Below are 14,449 nucleotides of genomic sequence, written 5' to 3' on the forward strand. Positions count from 1 at the left end.
ACAAAAAACAAAACCTGGGGATAGTGAACTGTCCCCAGGTTTTTTATTAGGCTTAAGTCTTTAAATATCTTCTTGTATATCAAGATTGTAGTTAATGATTTCATCTTCAGTGAAGAATATTGACATTTCTCTTTGAGCATTTTCTAAAGAATCGCTTGCATGAATGAGGTTTTTCGTCACTGTTAGAGCGAATTCGCCCCTGATCGTTCCAGCTTCAGCTTTTAGAGGGTCAGTCGCACCTACAATGTGGCGCACCATCTCTATAACCCTTGGAGCTTCGAGAACAATTGCTACAACTGGACCGCCCATCATAAATTCAACGAGTTCATTGTAAAACGGTTTTCCAAGGTGAGGTTCGTAAAGCTTTTCACATTGTTCCTTCGTCATCCATAAAAATTTCAGACCGACTATTTTTATTCCGCGCTGTTCAAATCTCTTCAATATCTCGCCTATTAATCCTCTTCTTACTGCGTTCGGTTTAAGTATCACAAAAGTTCTTTCCAAGAGATCACCTCCAAGTTCTTATAGTTCGTTGAAAGTGCACTCAGGATATGATCCATCTCGTTGTGTGGATATTTTACGAGGACAAAAGTGTGGTTTATGTGTGCTTCTATTTCTGGAATGTATCTAACATAGAATATATCGCCGTAGTATTCTGGATATAATAACTCTCCACAAATCTCATTTTTGGGAGATTGCAAACCACCGAGCATTTTCTCCATTTCGATTTTGTATTTTTTACTGAACAGCTCTAAAAACGCGGCCTGAATTGCAAAAGTAACCTTCGGGTGTTTAGGGAAGTGCTTTTCAAGTACTTTTGGTATGATGAAAACATCCTCGGCTTTTGACTTTTCAACAATTGTTCTATACTCTTCTATCACTCCCATAAAAATCTTGTAATTTTCTCCGTTTCGCCTCACTGGAAGTATGGCTCCGATACCCGAATGTTCACCTTCTTGAACTTTCACAACTACATATTCGTAATTTTCCACCTTTTCGAGGTTGTAGAAAAATTTCATTGATTTTCCTCCCCATTATCCAGTACGATTTTATTTCTATACTTTTAGAACTCTCCACCGCCCAATAATTTAGTATAAACTTGTGATGCTAAGTCCGGATCAATTTCGTTTATTCTTGACAGCACTTCTCTTTGCTTGTCTGAATCCATAGTCTTTAAAACGTTAAGTAATTCATCAGAAGTTATTGACTTTGATCTAACCCTGTTAAATATATCCTCTTCGGTATCTGCTTTTTCGGTAGTTTGGGATATAGACTCGTCGGGGATACTTATACTTTCTTCATCCACAGGACTTAAAGGTTGAAGCACTGTCTCCTCCTCAACTTGCTTCTTTTCTGTTGAAGGCATCTTTTTGCTAACTGGTAAAGATATCGGAATATAGCCAATTTCCGTGTTCTTTGCAATTTCGCGCCAAACAGGTGCGACATCTCGTCCACCAGTCAGGTCTTTTCCGTCTTTTACTAGCAAGAATAAATATTTTCCATCGCCACCAACGAACCAAGCATTCTTTTCAGCTGTTCCAGTCTTACCGTATATCTTTCTACCGGGTATGTTTGCAGACTTACCAGTTCCCATAGTAACGACCTTTTCCATAAGCTGCATCGTAAGAACAGAAGCTTCAACTGGAGTTCTTGCTTCAAAATCTTTTGGAGGCTTAACTACATTTAGAATTTCAGGCTTATAGGAATAATAAATTACTCCATTTCTATCTTTAACGTATTCAATGATCCTTGGCCTTATGACAATTCCACCGTTAAATATAGGCTCAAATCCCTTCGCAACATCAACAAGAGATGTTTCCAATGTTCCAAGTGCTAATGTTGCGTCGTTTGGATAATAGCCGTCAACCATCAACGTATTTTTTAGAAAGTTCTTTACTTTGCTTTGACCCAGCGCCATGAAAAGATTTACGGAAGGAACGTTACGCGAGTAGATAAGAGCATTTTCGAGCGTAACTTCCTGCCAGAATTCCTTATCGAAATTCTGAGGGGACCACGTTCCTATAGTAATTGGTTTATCTTCCAAAATGTCGTTCTTATTCCATCCGCCCATGAATGCCAAGTAATAGTACATCGGCTTAATTACGGAACCGACTTGTCTTCTGCCACTTGTGATCCCAAGTCCGTATGCTGCCCTAATTCTACCTGTTGTGTGTTCAATTATTAGTCCAGCCATTTTTGTCTTGTCTATGTTTTTGTTTAGCAACGTTTGCATGTTCTTATCTATCGTTGTTCTGACCCTGAAGCCATTTCTTAGATCCCCGAGCTCAAAACCAAGCTCTTTAAGTTCCACAACTACCATCCAGAAAAGGTCTTGGTCGAACATATTGCCGGCAATGTTGACATTTCTGGCATGTTCCGACGAAAGTGTCTCTAAAGCATTTTCATATTCAGCGTTTGTTATAACACCTTCATTCATCATTTTGCGAAGGACAGTTTTGGTGAAGTCAGCGTTTAATTCTTCAAGAGGATTCGCATGTTCCGGTGAGCGTAAAGTTGCAGTTAACATCGCTACTTCGACGGGTTTCAACTGTTCCAAAGTTTTATTGAAGTAATATTTTGCGGCTGCTGGGAAACCATATACACCATTTCCGAGATAAACAGAGTTTATATACAGTTCCAAAATCTCATTCTTTGAATAGTTCTGTTCTAACCATAGTGCTATTAATGCTTCCTTTATCTTTCGTTTCCACGTTCTTTCAGTTGTTAAATAGAGGGTTCTTGCAAGTTGTTGAGTGATTGTGCTACCGCCTTGAATGCTGTCCGTGGTCAGTATGACAAAAAATGATCTGGCGATTCCAATCAAGTCAACGCCACTGTGCTGATAAAACCTCTTATCTTCGGAGGCTACGATACTATCCTTAACAAGATTCGGTATGTCTTCAAAATCGATCCACACTGTCTTTGGAGTGTAAAGAGGGGTCCCATCGGAGTATTCAACAACAAGACTTGCTGGTACTTTATTTTGCGGTGGTTCAATCCTACTTGTGTACCATTTATAAAGCATCATCGGAAAGATAAATGAGAGTGTGAAGAACAACAAGAAAAGAATTAGAAGAAACTTTTTCAAATTGATCCCTCCAAACGAAGTAAATATTCTTTCCATTTCAGCCCATTCTTTCCATTAAATCCTCCTAAGGAGTTCTTACCTACAACCCTGTGGCATGGAATGTACAAGGGTAAACGATTCATGGCCATTGCATAGCCAACAACTCTTGGATTTGCGTTACAAATCTTTGCAAGTTCACCGTACGTGATTATTTTACCATACGGTACATTTTCTTTCAAACTCTCCCAAATCTTTTCAAAGACAGGACCGGAAGAATAACGAACAGGAAAATCAAACTCTCTTCTCTTACCAGAGAGATATTCTGAAATCTGGGCAGTGAATATATTCTCACCAGAAGGTGCGTATAAGTCGTTAGAAAGTTCGATTTTTTCACATATGCCATTCTTAGTAAATATTAAAACACTACCAATTTCACAGCTTACGATAGATAAATCAAACTTTTGCATAATTAAATCACTCCTTTTCATATAATTGATATTGCTATCTTTATTTTATTAGTTTAGAATATAATCAGAAATATCAATAGTGTGATGAAGCTCGGAAAATTAAGCAAGGGGTGAAGAAATGGACATAAATGAATACCTAAGAAATGTTACCATAAAAACGGCAAAAGGTGAAAGGGAAAGTTGGGATAGCTATTTCAAAAGGCTTTCTAAGATGATAGCTGAAAGGTCAACTTGCGTACACAGAAAAGTCGGTGCACTTATAGTAAAAGATAAGCGAATTCTGGCTACTGGATACAACCAACCTCCTTCTGGATTCCCGCACTGCGACGAGATTGGATGCATCAGAGATGACTTGAATATTCCGTCTGGGAAGAATCAAGAAATCTGCTACGGCTTACACGCTGAACAGAATGCGTTGATGCAGGCCGCGAAATTTGGTATATCGACGGATGGTGCAACTATTTATGTCACGCACAAGCCTTGCTCAGTTTGTGCAAGACTTATAGTTAATGCTGGAATAAAGCGAGTTGTATATATTGAAGGATATCCAGATCCACTTACCGATTTTTTCTTTCAAATGTGCAAAGTGGAGTTAATTGGAGGTGAGGATAGTGAAGAGAGATAAATTAACACAGTATTTAAGAGAGGACAGATGGCCCACTGTATGGTGTCCAGGCTGTGGCAATGGCATCATCTTGAAAAGCTTTATAGATGCTTATGATCAATCTGGTCTGAATCCTGATCAAACAGCTGTTGTTTCAGGAATAGGTTGTTCTTCGAGATCGACGGGGTACTTAGATTTCAATACAATGCACACACTCCACGGTCGTGCAATTGCATTTGCGACAGGAGTAGCTTTAACAAGACCTGATTTTAAGGTCGTCGTTATGGGTGGAGATGGAGACATAACGGCTATTGGCGGTAACCACTTTATACATGCTTGTAGAAGAAATATAAATTTGACTATAATAATATACAACAACATGATTTATGGTATGACAGGTGGGCAACACTCTCCAACAACACCTGGCGGTAAGGTAGCAGGTACAATGCCGTTTGGAAACGTTGAAGACCAATTCGATGTTGTTAATCTGGCGCTTTCGGCTGGTGCAACCTATGTTGCAAGGTCAACAGTTTACCATTACGCACTTACTGTTAAATACATCAAGGAAGCATTACTACACAAAGGCACTGCTGTTGTTGAAGTCATGTCGAACTGCCATACTTACTACGGAAGGTACAACGGTCTGAGAGAACCATGGCAGATGATGGATTTCTTCAAAGAGAATACGATTATGAAGGAAAAAGCTGAAAAAATGACTGAGGATGAATTAAAAGGAAAGATAGTTGTTGGTGTATTCCGAAAAGACGATTTGAAGCAAGATTTCTATACTCGATACAGACTTACTTACAGTAAGGGGGAATGAAAATGACAAGACCATTCTCTATTAGAATAGCTGGTATTGGTGGACAAGGCAATTTGCTGGCAGGATATATTTTATCAGAGGCATTTGTCATTGCTGAAAAATACGTTATTCAGACTCAGAATTACAGTGAACAGGTCCGAGGGGGTCCAAGCTACTGTGACGTTTTGGTCTCAAATGAACCGATACTTTATCCGAGAGCAGTAGTATTCGATTCTTTGATAATCATGCATCCTTCCATGGTAAGCCATGGAAAATATGTAGCCACTAATGGTATAATAGTGTACGACAGCACATATATACCAGATATTCCTAACGAGATCAAGCGAATAACTAAGAGAATCATAAGTGTACCTGCAAGCAAACTGGCAATTGAAAAGTTCGGTAATGTCATGGTCTCAAACATGATTCTCCTGGGCGCTCTTGTAAAGGCAACTGCACTTGTTGATTTTGATATTTTGTTTGAGGCTGTAAAGGAAGAAGTGAGTCCAAAGTATTACGAACTAAACGTGGAGGCGATAAAGTTTGGAACAACGCTCACAGATAAAGTTTTCAAACCAAGAATTGAACGGAAAAGAAAGAGAACAATTGGGTTCGAGTAATTTGAAGGAATCTTTCTCACACGCAATAGAAGGTATTGTCAATTCAATACTTTCTGAGAGGAATCTTAGAATACATTTTTTAGTTGGACTTGTAGTAATAACAGCAACATTTTTCCTCCCCATAAAAAGAGAGGATATCTTGTGGATAATATTCGCCGTCTTTTTTGTTATTTGGTCTGAGCTTGTGAACACTATAATTGAGCACTTAATGAATTTGTACAGCAAAGAATACCACCCGGTTATAAAGATAATAAAGGATGTTAGTGCAGGTGTTGTACTTTGGGCAGCACTGTTTTCAATTACAGTCGGTATACTCGTTTTCGGTAGTATGTTTTTTGATTGGAGTTTGGAAATAGCCAAAATTTTTGCTATAATATCAACAGTGGCGTTTCCTTTGCTGAGTATACGGGTGGTGAGAAAGTGGAAAAAGAAAAAATAAAAGTTATGATAGTCGACGATTCGCCTTTCATGCGTATGATATTAAAAGATGTTATAGACAGGGAGCAAGACATGGAACTTGTCGCTGCTGCCAAAGATGGAATGGAAGCTGTTGAACTTGCGCTAAAACATAGGCCGGACGTTATAACAATGGATGTTGAAATGCCAAAGCTGAATGGAATAGAGGCGCTTAAAGAAATAATAAAAAGAGCGCCATCAAGGATTATAATGGTCAGTAGCCTTACAGAAGAAGGCGCCGAGATTACATTACTTGCACTCGAGCTCGGAGCTGTTGATTTCGTTACAAAACCGTCCGGAAGTGTCTCAATGGACTTTCGCAAAATGGGACCAGAACTTGTTCAAAAGATACGAGATGCGATGAAGATAAGTCTCAATCAGGTGATGCTTAGAAGAAAACCTTTGGCAGGTCTAAAAGTTAAGACAATGGTCTCTGGAAAAATTGTTGTAATTGGGTCTTCAACAGGCGGTCCGAGATCGTTAGATCTTGTGATTCCTGCTTTGCCGAAGGAGTTCCCCGCGCCAATACTTTTAGTTCAACACATGCCGCCGGGTTTTACGAAATCCTTGGCGCAGAGGTTGGATAGAATTTCTCAGTTGACGGTGAAGGAAGCAGAGGACGGTGATATTTTAAAACCTGGATGGGTTTATGTTGCGCCTGGCGATATCCATATGGGGATAAAGTACCAAGATAGAAAGGCAATCATTTACTTAGATAAAAAGACTGAGAAAATCAATAACGTTAGGCCAGCCGTAGATTATACACTTGACAAAGTAGCCGAAATTTACAAAGAAAATACTGTTGCTGCCATCCTTACAGGAATGGGAAAAGACGGTACAAAAGGTGCGTTTAAAGTTAAGTTCTTTAAAGGTACCGTTATTGCAGAAAGCCAAGAGACATGTGTTGTTTATGGTATGCCGAAATCGGTCGTTGAAGAAGGATACGCAGATTTTGTGCTCCCTGCCGATAAGATACCCGAAAAATTAGTTGAAATTATCTAAAGAAGTACAATTATTATTAAGGAGTCAACTATGCAAAATTAAATTTTTGTTTTGAGTGTGAGATAGCATAATCAATATTGAACTTCTCTTTCTTTCTCAACATTGCGTACAACGTTCGCAATAACTTGTGTACTACTGACATTATCGCTTTTTTGTACGGTATACCTTGCTGCCTTTTTCGTTCATAGTATGTTCGGAAATATTCGTTGTGAATCACTACACTCACTGCCATTAGCCATAGTATTCGTCTTAGGTGGGCATTGCCCCTTTTCGATATGTGTCCTTCTACTTTGCTTTTGCCTGATTGGGCAATGCTTGGATCGAGTCCACAATACGCAATGAGTTTTTTGTATGTACTAAATCTTGAGATATCTCCAACTTCTGCCAAGAAATGCATCGCGCTGTTTTCACCAATACCTGGTATTGACGTGAGTATCTCGATATCAAGGTTTATCGCACTACATTCGCAATATTCTTTCATCATCTTGTCGTGTTCTTCAAGCTGTTGCTGTAAAAATTGTAGTTCTTTGATATTTTGCACAAGAATCTTTTCTTTCATCGGCCAATATTGAGCAATCGAGTTATTAGCGAGTTCTTTAAGTTTTTGAGCATTAAGTTTTGTACTTCTGCCACGGTCTTTGGAAAAGAACACATCCAGATTACGAGCCTTTTGAATAGCCTTGGCAGAAGGGAAATGAGAAAGAAGATTGAGGATAGTGTCACTGTAGATATTGGTAACTCTTTCGAGTTCAGGGAAAAGAACGTTGAGCAGTTTTTCGATATTGCCTTTAACTTTTGCGATGCGGTGGATAATGTTTTCGCGTGCTCTGACAATATCACGAAGCTCAGAGTTGACAAAAGCAGAAGAAGGAATTTGATGTTGTAGGTAAAACAAAGCAGTAGCGATAATGCGAGCATCGATTTTGTCGGTTTTGGTCTTTCGAAGAGAAGCAAAGTTTTTAACAGTTAGAGGATTAAAAACAGCGCAAGCAAAGTCGTTGGAAGAAAGGAAAGCCAGAAGGTTGAGATGATAACAGCCAGTAGATTCCATAGCGATGATGATGGATTGTTTTGGGAAGGCAGAGAGTTTGTTTGCGAAGGAGGAAAAGCCTTGCTGGGACATATCGAAAGAAGATTCGAAGATGATGGAACTGGGATTAGAGATAGCGCAGACGTTGAACTTATCCTTGGAAACATCGATGCCGACGAAAACAGGGAAGTTATCCATGAAAAATCCTCCTTTCGAATGATGAGGGCAGGGAGCCTGCTGAACCAATCCTCCATGCTGACGAGGGCTGAAAGCCCAACCAACTAATCATGGTTAAAGGCAGGCAACAGACTCCTTAAATGGCTTAAAAGCCAAGGTGACATAAGTTGTCCTGCCCTCAATTTTTTTAAGCTAAATTATTTATACCATATTTTTATGTAGGAGGGGTATTAAGATGAAGAAGATGTTATTTCTGCTAATCGCTTTGGTTTTGACTATTTCCACTTCTTTTGCGGCAACGTACAAAGACGTACCAGCCAACCACTGGGCTTATGAGGCTGTCGAACAGCTTTCAAAACTTGGAGTTCTAAGCGGTATGCCAGATGGTACGTTTCAAGGAAATCAATCTTTGACAAGATATCAACTCGCTGTTGCTCTTTATAGGCTTATGAATATTTTAAATGACAGAATATCCGCGGTTGAAAAGAAAATACCAACAGGAACACAGACAACAACTCAACAAACAACACTTCCCGCTAACATTACTGCTCAGTTAAACGAGATGTCAAATAGCATTCTTACACTTGGAAATGCTGACAAAACGATAAACACGAGGATCGACGCACTTTCATCAAAAGTTGACACTATCTCTGGAAATGTTGACATTTTGAGCAAAGACCTATCAGGCGTAAAGACAGATGTGTCAGACATTAAAGCACTTTACGATGCACTTGTTAGTAAAGTTACGGAATTGAGGTCTCTGATCTCCGTTACTCCAACTGGTCAGAGCTTGAACACACTTGCACAAGATATAAACGCGCTGAAAAACGATGTTGCAACGCTGAAGAACAATGTTAAGTCACTTACAGACAATAACAACAGTATTGCTCAGAAAGTTGCGGATTTAGAAAAGAGTATAAATGCGCTGAACGATAGCTTTAAATCAACGAATGCACAAATTTCAAATACATCTGTTAGCGTGTCTACACTCTCTGGAAAAGTTTCAAGCTTAGAAAAGAATGTTGCCGATATCCAGAGCAAAATTCAATCGCTCTCTACGGAAATCAAGAATATATCTGGTGCTTCGGACTCTGATATAGCTCAGCTCAAGGCAAATATCTCCTCGCTGCAAACTCAGATAAACACGCTTCAGAGCAAAATCACTGCTTTGGAAAAAGCAGACAGTGACTTCAAAGTACAGGTTGCCGATATTAACAAGAAAATAACAGAACTTACTAACGTTACTGGTGAACTCGAAGAGGTAAAGGCAGTTGTAAGTGTTGTGTCCGGCGATGTTGCTGTTTTGAAGGACAGGGTTGATGGTTTAGAACAGGATGTTAAAGCAAACGCTAAGAACATAGAATCAGTTAATAAGAATGTCGAAGAAGTCAAATCGCAAATACTCACATTGAATACTAAGATTAATTCAAATACTCAGGAATTGGGAGTAGTTAGGAATGAAATCGATAGTTTCAAACTGAATGTAGCCAATCAACAGCAAACACTTGAGAATAAGGTCTCACAACTCGAGAAGGAAAACGAGCAACTCAAAGAACAGCTCAGAGTTGCTCAGTCAAATCAAACTGGCACATTTGCACTAGTCCTTGCCATTATCGGAGTTGCTCTCGGCGGGTATGCACTTTTCTTAGCGATGCAACAATAATAAAATTACAGTTCGAGTTTGACTAAAAGCTGGTCCTTCACGGACCAGCTTTTTAAATCGCAATTGAACGAGGAGGTAGAGAAAATGGGATTTTATATGCCCACGAAAGTCTTGTACGGAAGAGATATCGTTTCTAAGAATAGAGAACTAATTCAGTCCTTAGGAGATACATATCTTATCGTCAGCGGGAAAAGCTCAAAGAAAAATGGTAGTTTGGACGACACATTAGATGTTCTTGACGGCAAGCATTATTACATATTTGATGAGACACCTGAGAACCCGCCATTAGAAATTGTCGAATTTATCGCTCGGAAGTATAGCGATGCAGATGTTGTAATTGGGCTTGGCGGCGGGAGCCCTATGGATACAGCGAAAGCGGTTGCAGTCTTACTTGAAAATCCTTCCTTAAAACCTGAAGAACTTTACGAAAAGGACAAATATGGTAGTGCCAAACCAATCATATGCATCCCAACGACCGCAGGAACTGGGAGTGAAGTTACTCAGTATTCAGTCCTAACGGTGAACGGAAGGAAAAAAGGATTCTCTCACGAATGCATTTTCCCAAAGATTGCACTTATTGACTACAAGTATACAGTCACACTCAATAAGGAACTAACTATCTCAACAGCCTTGGATGCTCTGTCACACGCAGTTGAAGGATATATCTCAAGGAAAGCAACGCCTTTCAGCGACGCACTTGCGTTGGAAAGTATAAGGACAATAAACAGTTACTTACCAAAACTGCTCGATGATCCTGACAATGAATACTACAGGGAACGTATAATGTTCTCGTCAACGCTCGCAGGAATGGTTATTGCGCAGACTGGCACAACGATCGCACACGCACTTGGATATTCTTTAACAACCGAAAAAGGTGTGAAGCATGGACTTGCAACTGCTGTGTTTTTACCATATGAATTGAAAATGGCATTGACTGAATCAAAAGATAAGGTGGAAGAAATCCTGAGGATATTCAATGGCTCTCTTGAAGAGTTCTACGAATTATTGGGTGTATCACTAAGTGTGGAAATCAGCGACGAAGATATAGAAAATTGGTCGAAAATAGTTTCAAATGCTTCTCATATAGCCGTGACACCGGGTAAGTACGACTTGGAGGAAATCAAACATGCGTATATAGAGATTAAAGAAAAGTATTTGATATAAGACTGCAAAATTAAACAATATCAGCCACAATAGCATGCTTTCCGCTTTTTTTTGCCTTGTAGAGCAATTCATCGGCACGTTTTAAAACGCTTATACCTTCAGTATCATCTTCCGGTAAGATTTTAGTTATACCAGCACTCATGGAAACCTTGAATTCCTTTATGTCTAAGTTATCAAGATAATTCATCAATCTCTGAATCGTCAGCTGCGCGTTTTGGATGGTTGTGTTCGGAAGTAAAATTGCGAACTCGTCGCCTCCAAAACGCGCACATATATCGCTATTACGAGTATTTTCAAGCATTGCTCGAGCCAGTGTCTTGATAGCTAAATCACCCATATCATGTCCAAGCGTATCGTTAATCTGCTTCAATCCATCTAAATCTATCATGACAATACTTGCATTTCCACCGTACCTCTTTATCCTTCGTATCTCAGACTGGAGCATCATTATGAAGTAACGGCGGTTGAATAAATTTGTCAGTGGGTCTCTGAAAGACGCTTCCTCAAGTTTCTGAATGTAATATATCCTGTCTAAGAAGTTAATTAGGACGTTTGCAACATTTTGGAGGCAGTTATAAGTGGCGTAACTTGGCAAAGTTCCGCAATGCATCTCTAAAGTAATTGTCTTTTCATCTGTCGACTTTTCAAATTTATAGTACTCAGTTCTATCTGTGTTATCCATATTAAGCAATTCAATATTCTTTGCTTCCTCGGGAGTCCTTATCGTTCCTATAACTTTTCGAGCGTTGCAAGTTTTTGAGAGGATCCTTGATATTTTGCTTATAGAAGCGTGATAATTTGCATCTGATGACGCATCAAGTATTTCTAACAGCACTTGTTCCTCGAAGTCTTTCACCTTCTTGTCAGTGACATCCACACCAACGCTTATCGTACCGTACGGCTTTCCACCTTTTGTTAAGAGCTTGTTTTCCCAAAGTACCGTGATTGTACTACCGTCCTTTGCTAAGATTTCATTCTCGTATGTTTGACGAAGCTCAACTTTTCCGTCCATTATATCCGCGAAAACTTCTAATAGTGTCTTTCTAATGTCTGCAGGAATGAATATTTCAAACCAATTTTTCCCAATTACCTCGGCAAATTTGTAACCAGTTTTTTCCAGAGTCCAATTGTTAATGTAACTTATGATACCATTTTCGTCTAAAACAACGAAAAAGACAGGCGCAAACTCGAGATACGTTGATAAAGTTTCAAGACGTTCAGATATAATCTCATCGACCAACAGCTTTTCGGTTATTACTTCGCCAATCATCCACAAATACGCTTGGCCTTTAAAAACAATAGCTCTTATTTTTTCTTTAGTTCTTTTACATTCTAAGATTTCTTCACAAAAGCCTTTTTCTATCGTTTTTTTTATTATTTCACCGAAATTTTCAAAAGCATCGAGAAGAATCTCTTTACCCTTCAGTTTAACAGGAGTATTATCGGTACATCTAACGATACGACCGAATTCATCAAAAACAATCACAAATATCTTTGATCTTGAAAGAGCTTTCGCAACAACCTCAAAATCAAACGTGAAAGGTAACGTATTAACAGAACTATTTTTCAAAACAATCCCTCCTTGACTATTTTCTATTATATCACATATATCACATGCTTTGCTATAAACAAAATGAATTTGATTTTATTGTATGATATAATATTTCTTAGATAACATTGACCATTGGAGGTGTAGTATTTGTGGAAGATCCACTGAGTTATTTATGGAACGTTTTCGCTATAGCTATTTTGATCTTTCTTTCTGGATTCTTCTCGGCGTCAGAGACTGCAATGACGTCCGTGAGCAGACATCGTTTAAGGATACTTGCAAAGAGCAAACAGGAAGCTGAAGAAGAAACTGAGGTCCATTTTTTCAACAAGTTGCTTACCACGTTACTCATATCGAATAACCTTGTTAACATCCTTGCATCAACCTTAGCGGCCATAATGTTTTCGAAACTTATTACTTCGGGAAGTGTTTCAGCACTTGTTTCAACGGTAGTTATGACATTTTTGCTCTTAGTGTTTGGTGAGATAACACCCAAGATAATAGCAAGGCAAAACAGCGAAAGATTGTTCGATTTCAGCATAAAAATAATAATATTTCTCTCCAAGATATTTGCTCCGGTAATAACGCTGTTCATAAGGATTTCAAATACGTTTGTAAAAGTCCTGGGTGGGCAAAGTGTTCAAGAAGCCCCATTCATAACAATGGACGACATTGCTTCTTATCTGGAAATGGGAAGGGAAGAGGGAACGATTACTCACGAAGAAGGTCTCATGATAGAACGCACAATAGAGATGGATGAGACGTTAGTTAAAGAAATCATGATACCTCGAATCGATGTTGTAGCTGTTGAGGAGTCGCAGAGCCTCAAAGAATTCATTGAGTTAATCGTTGATGAAGAATACTCGAGGTTCCCTGTATATAGAGATACTATTGATAATATCGTTGGAGTATGCTATGCGAAGGATGTTCTGAGTTTTATAGCACAAAGGGGTATGGATATAATCGACAAAGTTTCTGTAAAAGAGTTAATGCGTCCTCCCTTATTTGTCCCTGAGTTGATGCCGGTCTCTGAATTACTGAAAGAATTTAAAACCAAGAAAGTGCACATGGCTATCGTTGTTGATGAATACGGCGGAACTTCCGGAATTGTTACGATGGAAGATATACTCGAGGAGATATTCGGCGAGATTATGGATGAATACGACGACCATGAAAGTTCTGGAATTAAGAAGATAGATGATAATTCATACCTCGTGGATGCAACTATCTCGTTGAACGATATAGAAAGGGAACTCAGGATCGAATTCCCGGAGGGAGAATTTGAAACTTTAGCGGGATACCTGCTTGATAAATTCAGGCACATACCAAAGGTTGGAGAAATGTACGAGTACGATGGTATCATATTCAAAATAGTAGCATCTTCAAGGAATAAGATTGAAAAAGTATTGCTTACAATAAAGAAAGAACAAGCGCAGGAGGAAGAAAAAGATGAAAACTGAAGAACTTATCCAGAGGGCAAAAGAAGTTATGAAAAACGCGTATGCTCCGTATTCACATTTCCACGTTGGCGCAGCTTTGCTCACAAAATCAGGGAACGTGTACGTTGGGGTAAACGTAGAAAACGCATCGTATGGTTTGACAAATTGTGCTGAAAGAACCGCAATCTTCAGTGCAGTAGCCAACGGAGAAAGCGAATTTGACATGTTGGTCGTTGTCGCTGACACCGATAAACCCGTATCGCCGTGTGGTGCATGCAGACAAGTTATGTCGGAATTTGGAAATTTCAAAGTCATTCTGACAAACCTCAAAGGCGATGTCTTAGAGACGACGGTTAGTGAGCTCCTTCCGTACTCTTTTGATAAAGAAGATCTTAAATAATCTACTGAA

The 14,449-nt window shown here is 39.1% G+C and carries 15 protein-coding genes; 9 read left to right on the top strand and 6 right to left on the bottom strand.

Annotated features, from left to right (window positions below; translation table 11 throughout):
• Positions 1 to 60: 60 nt before the first annotated feature.
• Genes ndk through IB67_RS08760 form a run of 4 tightly spaced genes read right to left on the bottom strand, consistent with a single transcriptional unit; the run spans position 61 to position 3,534 of the window.
• Complete coding sequence (gene ndk, locus IB67_RS08745; RefSeq protein ID WP_072758882.1) at positions 61 to 504, bottom strand: nucleoside-diphosphate kinase; 444 nt, start codon at positions 502 to 504, stop codon at positions 61 to 63.
• Complete coding sequence (locus IB67_RS08750; RefSeq protein ID WP_072758880.1) at positions 486 to 1,019, bottom strand: hypothetical protein; 534 nt, start codon at positions 1,017 to 1,019, stop codon at positions 486 to 488. Before IB67_RS08750 ends, ndk begins: the two co-directional genes overlap by 19 nt.
• 44 nt (positions 1,020 to 1,063) lie before the next feature.
• Entirely contained in the window at positions 1,064 to 3,088 is a 2,025-nt protein-coding gene (locus IB67_RS08755; RefSeq protein ID WP_434223415.1) for a transglycosylase domain-containing protein, read from the bottom strand.
• Positions 3,085 to 3,534, bottom strand: a complete 450-nt coding sequence (locus tag IB67_RS08760) for a methylated-DNA--[protein]-cysteine S-methyltransferase (RefSeq protein WP_072758876.1) — start codon at positions 3,532 to 3,534, stop codon at positions 3,085 to 3,087. The genes IB67_RS08755 and IB67_RS08760 overlap by 4 nt, the downstream gene beginning before the upstream one ends.
• 118 nt (positions 3,535 to 3,652) lie before the next feature.
• Here IB67_RS08760 and IB67_RS08765 point away from each other — a divergent pair, with 118 nt between their 5' ends.
• The 5 genes from IB67_RS08765 to IB67_RS08785 are packed head-to-tail and all read left to right on the top strand — an operon-like array spanning position 3,653 to position 7,018.
• A complete protein-coding gene (locus IB67_RS08765; protein WP_072758874.1) occupies positions 3,653 to 4,159 on the top strand; it encodes a deoxycytidylate deaminase in 507 nt (168 codons plus the stop codon).
• A complete protein-coding gene (locus IB67_RS08770; RefSeq protein ID WP_498875273.1) occupies positions 4,146 to 4,961 on the top strand; it encodes a 2-oxoacid:ferredoxin oxidoreductase subunit beta in 816 nt (271 codons plus the stop codon). Before IB67_RS08765 ends, IB67_RS08770 begins: the two co-directional genes overlap by 14 nt.
• Before the next feature lie 2 nt (positions 4,962 to 4,963).
• Entirely contained in the window at positions 4,964 to 5,560 is a 597-nt protein-coding gene (locus IB67_RS08775) for a 2-oxoacid:ferredoxin oxidoreductase subunit gamma family protein (RefSeq protein ID WP_178137745.1), read from the top strand.
• Position 5,561: 1 nt separating this feature from the next.
• On the top strand, positions 5,562 to 5,999 hold the full coding sequence (locus IB67_RS08780) for a diacylglycerol kinase family protein (RefSeq protein WP_339746742.1): 438 nt from the start codon (positions 5,562 to 5,564) through the stop codon (positions 5,997 to 5,999).
• On the top strand, positions 5,981 to 7,018 hold the full coding sequence (locus IB67_RS08785; RefSeq protein ID WP_143145277.1) for a protein-glutamate methylesterase/protein-glutamine glutaminase: 1,038 nt from the start codon (positions 5,981 to 5,983) through the stop codon (positions 7,016 to 7,018). The genes IB67_RS08780 and IB67_RS08785 overlap by 19 nt, the downstream gene beginning before the upstream one ends.
• Positions 7,019 to 7,046: 28 nt before the next feature.
• On the opposite strand, the gene IB67_RS08790 is transcribed toward IB67_RS08785, so the two are convergent.
• Positions 7,047 to 8,246 (bottom strand): IS110 family RNA-guided transposase, encoded by a 1,200-nt coding sequence (locus tag IB67_RS08790; RefSeq protein WP_498875160.1) that lies wholly within the window; start codon positions 8,244 to 8,246, stop codon positions 7,047 to 7,049.
• 214 nt (positions 8,247 to 8,460) lie between these two features.
• Between IB67_RS08790 and IB67_RS08795 the strand changes: the two genes are divergently transcribed.
• Both IB67_RS08795 and IB67_RS08800 read left to right on the top strand, forming a co-directional pair.
• Positions 8,461 to 9,888 carry an S-layer homology domain-containing protein gene (locus tag IB67_RS08795; RefSeq protein WP_072758867.1) on the top strand — a complete coding sequence of 476 codons (1,428 nt, stop codon included), beginning with the start codon at positions 8,461 to 8,463 and terminating at the stop codon, positions 9,886 to 9,888.
• A gap of 84 nt (positions 9,889 to 9,972) precedes the next feature.
• Complete coding sequence (locus IB67_RS08800; protein ID WP_072758865.1) at positions 9,973 to 11,052, top strand: iron-containing alcohol dehydrogenase family protein; 1,080 nt, start codon at positions 9,973 to 9,975, stop codon at positions 11,050 to 11,052.
• Between the two features lie 10 nt (positions 11,053 to 11,062).
• Here IB67_RS08800 and IB67_RS08805 read toward each other — a convergent pair whose 3' ends face one another.
• Positions 11,063 to 12,622: a sensor domain-containing diguanylate cyclase gene (locus IB67_RS08805; protein WP_498875274.1), complete on the bottom strand. Its 1,560-nt coding sequence runs from the start codon at positions 12,620 to 12,622 to the stop codon at positions 11,063 to 11,065.
• A gap of 131 nt (positions 12,623 to 12,753) precedes the next feature.
• Here IB67_RS08805 and IB67_RS08810 point away from each other — a divergent pair, with 131 nt between their 5' ends.
• The gene (locus IB67_RS08810; protein WP_072758859.1) at positions 12,754 to 14,061 is read left to right on the top strand and encodes a hemolysin family protein; all 1,308 of its coding nucleotides are present in this window, start codon (positions 12,754 to 12,756) and stop codon (positions 14,059 to 14,061) included.
• A complete protein-coding gene (locus IB67_RS08815) occupies positions 14,051 to 14,440 on the top strand; it encodes a cytidine deaminase (RefSeq protein ID WP_072758857.1) in 390 nt (129 codons plus the stop codon). The genes IB67_RS08810 and IB67_RS08815 overlap by 11 nt, the downstream gene beginning before the upstream one ends.
• Positions 14,441 to 14,449: the final 9 nt, after the last annotated feature.

The sequence above is a fragment of the Fervidobacterium riparium genome (genome assembly GCF_025370035.1).
In the GTDB taxonomy this organism is placed as follows: Bacteria; Thermotogota; Thermotogae; order Thermotogales; family Fervidobacteriaceae; genus Fervidobacterium; species Fervidobacterium gondwanense.

Bases quoted from the DNA above. Each gene is read 5' to 3' on its own strand.
- IB67_RS08750 (WP_072758880.1), bottom strand. From the start codon at position 1,019: ATGAAATTTTTCTACAACCTCGAAAAGGTGGAAAATTACGAATATGTA.
- IB67_RS08760 (WP_072758876.1), bottom strand. From the start codon at position 3,534: ATGCAAAAGTTTGATTTATCTATCGTAAGCTGTGAAATTGGTAGTGTT.
- IB67_RS08765 (WP_072758874.1), top strand. From the start codon at position 3,653: ATGGACATAAATGAATACCTAAGAAATGTTACCATAAAAACGGCAAAA.
- IB67_RS08775 (WP_178137745.1), top strand. From the start codon at position 4,964: ATGACAAGACCATTCTCTATTAGAATAGCTGGTATTGGTGGACAAGGC.
- IB67_RS08790 (WP_498875160.1), bottom strand. From the start codon at position 8,246: ATGGATAACTTCCCTGTTTTCGTCGGCATCGATGTTTCCAAGGATAAG.
- IB67_RS08795 (WP_072758867.1), top strand. From the start codon at position 8,461: ATGAAGAAGATGTTATTTCTGCTAATCGCTTTGGTTTTGACTATTTCC.
- IB67_RS08800 (WP_072758865.1), top strand. From the start codon at position 9,973: ATGGGATTTTATATGCCCACGAAAGTCTTGTACGGAAGAGATATCGTT.
- IB67_RS08815 (WP_072758857.1), top strand. From the start codon at position 14,051: ATGAAAACTGAAGAACTTATCCAGAGGGCAAAAGAAGTTATGAAAAAC.